Raw genomic sequence first — 4,832 nt, 5'->3', positions numbered from 1 at the left:
CGGAGCCTGCGGTTGCGGAGTAGCAGATACGGACAGAGATAATGACGGAACCCCAGACTGTATTGACCTCTGCCCGGACGATTCGAATAAGATTGAACCCGGATTGTGCGGTTGTGGCGTAATCGGTGATATGGACAGTGATGGTGATGGCATCTCTGACTGCAACGACCAGTGTCCATCAGATCCGCTGAAGACCGAACCAGGAAGCTGCGGTTGCGGAGTCGCTGATGATAAGGATGGTGACGGGTACTTAGCATGCAGGGACGACTGTGATGACAACAACTCTGATGTCAATCCCGGAGCGGGAGAGATCTGCAACGGTATTGATGATAATTGCGACAAAACTGTCGATGAGGGTTGTCAAATAGATCAATGCTCATCCCTTGATCCATTACATTGTTGGCAAAGGGACGACTGTAAGTGGAACAGAAATCGAGGAAAATGTGAAGAAGTAACCGTAATCAAAGAATGTGAAGATCTTGATCGTTCGACCTGTCGGCAGCGGGATGATTGCCGCTGGGACTATAGAGAAAGAGAATGCGAAGAAAAAGAAAAAATCAAGGAATGTTCCGATCTGTACTGGATGGAATGCTGGAAAAGAGACGACTGCAGTTGGAACAGACGTAGAGATAAGTGTGAAGAAGATGATTGATTAACCATGTAACGCTTGATCATTTTTTCGAGCATGCCATAAGGAGGCGGCCCCTTAATCAGGATTTATCTTTTGAGCGAAGGGGCCGCCGATTAAAAGTTTTCAAGGGTTCCTATTATGGAACATCAACGCAGTAAAATAAAATACACCATTTTATGGATGGTCGCGTTCTTTGTTTGTTGCTGGGTTTCAAGCGCTCAAGGGATGGAACGCTCTGTTATTGTAGGTTTTCACAAAACCCCGGGCGAAAATGAGCAAGCGTTGATTCTCAATCACGGTGGAGGGGTAAAGGGTAACTTCAGGCGAATCGCTGCATTAAGAGCAAAAATTCCGGTTCAGGCAATTGCACAAATAAAAAGAAGCCCCTTGGTGAAGTACGTTGAGGAAGACAGGTTTTATTCAATTGATCAACCAGCAACCGACTGGCTGGCGGAATATGAAAATTCCTGGGGAGTTTATCATATCGGAAGCAAGGCTGCCCACGATAGAGGCATTACAGGCCAGGGGGTTCAGATCGCGGTTCTAGATACCGGTATTGATTACAGGCATGGGGATTTGGAAGCAAACTATGCAGGGGGCTGGGATTTTGTTTTTAATGATGATGATCCCTTTGATGACAGCTGGGACAGCCATGGAACCCATGTGGCCGGGATTATTGCTGCCGTTGCCGATGGGAAAGGAGTCGTCGGGGTAGCTCCGGATGCATCGATTTATGCGGTCAAGGTCCTTAATGGGGGGGGCTCAGGCCTGGTAAGCTGGATCATCGACGGTCTGGATTGGGCGGTTGAAAACAAGATGGATATTGTGAATTTGAGTTTCGGCGGCCCCCACTCCGAAGCGCTCAAAGAAGCATGTGATGCAGCATATGAAGCTGGAGTACTGCTGGTTGCTGCAGCTGGAAACACTTTTGGCGGTGAGCCGGTTTATCCGGCTTCCTATGATTCGGTGATTGCGGTGACCGGTACGGACAGAGATGATCAGCCCGGGTGGTTTAGTCCCTTGGGGCCACAGATAGAACTGGCAGCCCCTGGAGTGGCTGTATCCTCGTCTGCTTCAGGTGGTGGCGAGACCGAGTTAAGTGGCACATCACAGGCGGCACCCCATGTGACCGGCACCGCCGCCCTGATTATGTCGGCCGGCATCAGGGATTTGAATGATGACGGTTTGGCTGACAACAGGGATGTTCGAATCCAGCTTCATTCAAGCGCTTTGGATCTGGGCGAGACAGGTCATGATAACGTTTATGGCCACGGTTTGGTTGATGCGACAGGCGCCCTTGATGACTTGGATGATGAAGTGATTCTTCAGCTGGTAAAAAGGCGACGAAGAGCTGACAGCAGCCAAGGGATCACTCTTCAGCAGGGGCAATACGAGATTATGATTAAAAATAAATCACTGCTGGCCATACATATGAAGGTTATGGAAAACGGCAAAAATCGCGGCGATCTTTCAAAAGTAATTCGGTTTTTCAAACGAAGATCGCAAACAATGACTTTTATGATCGATGCAACAGCTGCAGATCTGAAGGTGATTTTTACACCTGTCGGAGGGCCTGGCTCAACGGCCACGGTTATTGTTGAAAAAGAAATTATCCTGGCGTCTCCATTGAATCTGGAGCAATAGGATATTCATTTGAAGAAAGGAAAAAACAGATGCTAGTTGAACGAAGCGCAAAATTGTATGCCCTGATAATTATCATTTTGATAACGGCATTCAATCCCTGGTTTACGGAACAGTGCCTGGCAAAAAAAATTGAGGATAAGGAGTTCGGAAAGATTGTTGCAAAAGTAAACGGTCAACCCATTTACCAAAGCACCCTGGTCTCAGCAGTAGAAGAGTATAAGAAGAAATATTCCAAATTCGGCATGAAGAACCCCAGGCCGGTATTTATTAAAACACTGCAGAAACAGGCCCTGGACAAAATCATCGAGGACGAAGTTTTGTCTCAGGCGAGCCTTGTTCATCAGGTACCGGACATCAAGGAACAAATTAATGAACAAGTAGTAAAGCTCAAGGCTCAATTAAAAACCAGGGAAAAGTTTGACCAGTATCTGGCTAAAAGGCAATTGGATAATGAGCGACTGGAATTATGGCTCAAACAAAAAATTCAGATAAACTCCTATCTGAAGTCTCAAGGCTTGAGCAGTTCTCAGGTTTCTGAAGAAGAGATTCAATCTTTTTATGAGAAGAGTAAAGAGGGGTTCAGGCGAGAGGAGAGCGTCAAGGTAAGGCATATTCTTGTTCAACTGAATCCTGATGCCGGTCCGGAGGAAACGGCAATCGCTCGCAAGAAGATTGAAAAGGCTCGGGAGAAAATACTATCTGGAAAATCATTCTCAGAAGTTGCAAAAGAGGATTCACAATGTAATTCCGCCTCTGGCGGCGGCGAAATCGACTACATCAATCATGGCTATATGCCGAAAGAATTTGACGAGGTGGCATTCAGCCTCGAAGCAGGGACACTCAGCCAGGTCGTTCGGACCACGTTCGGTTTTCATATTATTGAAGTCCTTGACAAGCAACCCGGTGGAATCCCGTCTTTAGCAGCCATGCGGGATTTTATAAATAAATATCTGGAGCAGCAGGCATTACAGAAGAAATTAGCCGATCATATTGAAAATCTCAAAAAAAATGCGGCTATAGAGATTTTCGAGGGTGCTATCGGTACTTAAACGGAGCTTTTTATCAATAACAGAACACCAGGTTCCTGATCCAGAAAAATTCCGGCGCAATGAAGAAGGAGGAAAAGATGAAGAGACTATTTTTGATTTGCGTAATGATTAGTATGGCTATGGGTTTTCAAGGCAAGGTATTCGGGGAACCGCCACCGGTGAGACAGGAAATAGGATTTCCCGACGGTCCGATCAATAAACTTGTAAAAGACGATTGTATCTTTTGTCATAACCAGAATCCGCCGGATACGATCCCGGCTGATCCCACCTATCTTCCAGATCGGCATCATCTGAAGATAGGCATGATGGTGGGCAACCCGACAGCCGCTCCGAACCCTGATGAAGATCCCAACGGCACCTATGTCTGCCTCTCCTGCCATGATCTTGTCTGGGATGAGGATTCAAGTTCCTATGTGTTTGACCAGAATTTCAGGGGCAATTGTACATTATGTCATGATTTTACGCCTCATCACCGGCTGGATGTCGACGGCCCGGCTCTGCGGGGTAATTGTCAGGCGTGTCACGGTGCAATCGTTGATAATATCGGTGACAGTCATTACATTCCCACCTATGTGCCGTCCCTTGTCACCCCTAAACCGAGCTTTACTTCGGCAGACGAGGATTCCACGGTTGAGGGTTCCTGCACGTTCTGCCATAACAGCGGCACAACCTCCGACAATATAGTTGTAGTCAAGAATATTGAAACTCATCACGGCGGCGGCAACATGTTTTCCCATATTCACTGTGGCTGGTGTCACTTTACCTCCGGCCTATTCGTTATTGATCGGGACCGGCCCGATACGATCAGGCGCTGTGAAAACTGCCACGGCGTTTCATCCCTCCATAACATTCAGGCGGATTCGAACAATGATAATGCGATAACTCCCGGAGAGGAGGACCCGTATTACGGCCATATCGGCGCTCAGGAGGATTGCTGGGGATGTCATGGGTTCACCGCAATGGCAGCCGGCGCACCTTTTTCCGGACCGGTTGTGCCGGTGATATCCGACCTGAGTGATGTGTTGTTTACCGCAGGAGTTGACACGCAGCTAACTCTTACCGGAACTGCATTTACAAACACGATTCAAGGACCCAGCGGCCCTCTGGTTTTGCGTTCGGAGGGAGTGATCGAGGATTCCCTTGGAAATGTCATAACGCTTATAACAACGGCAATTGAGCAAAACACTATTAGGGTTATGATGCCCGCAACCCTGTTGCCGGGCAATTATCTGCTCCGGGCGGTAAAGGGAGATAAAAAGAGCAATGCGATGAATATTTCCGTGCTGCCGGCAGTAGTGATTGCTTCGGCAGCCTGCAATGGCGGTATGGCAACAGTAACCGGTAACGGTTTCAGTCAGTATCTTGAAGCTGCGGGATCAGGAACCGATTTGAACATGGATTTTAATGTGGGCAAGCGTAAGAGGAAGACAACGGTTACCAGAGACTGCAGTGTGCAAACCTGGACTGATACGCAGATTACCGCCGACTGCGGCCGTTGCGGGGATTCG

Annotated in this window: 4 protein-coding genes; all 4 read left to right on the top strand. The window is 47.9% G+C overall.

Annotated elements, in window-relative coordinates:
- On the top strand, positions 1 to 652 hold a 652-nt coding region (locus KKE17_14835; protein ID MBU1711273.1), incomplete at its 5' end, for a hypothetical protein.
- A 117-nt stretch (positions 653 to 769) separates the two neighbouring features.
- Positions 770 to 2,275 (top strand): S8 family peptidase, encoded by a 1,506-nt coding sequence (locus KKE17_14830; protein MBU1711272.1) that lies wholly within the window; start codon positions 770 to 772, stop codon positions 2,273 to 2,275.
- A 29-nt stretch (positions 2,276 to 2,304) separates the two neighbouring features.
- Positions 2,305 to 3,324, top strand: a complete 1,020-nt coding sequence (locus KKE17_14825) for a peptidylprolyl isomerase (GenBank protein ID MBU1711271.1) — start codon at positions 2,305 to 2,307, stop codon at positions 3,322 to 3,324.
- A gap of 77 nt (positions 3,325 to 3,401) precedes the next feature.
- Positions 3,402 to 4,832: hypothetical protein (locus KKE17_14820; GenBank protein MBU1711270.1), on the top strand; the 1,431-nt coding region annotated here is incomplete at its 3' end.

This window comes from Pseudomonadota bacterium, assembly GCA_018823135.1.
Taxonomy (GTDB): domain Bacteria; phylum Desulfobacterota; class Desulfobulbia; order Desulfobulbales; family CALZHT01; genus JAHJJF01.
The sequence above is the reverse complement of the archived record's forward strand: the minus strand, read 5'-3'. Positions and strand labels throughout refer to the sequence as shown.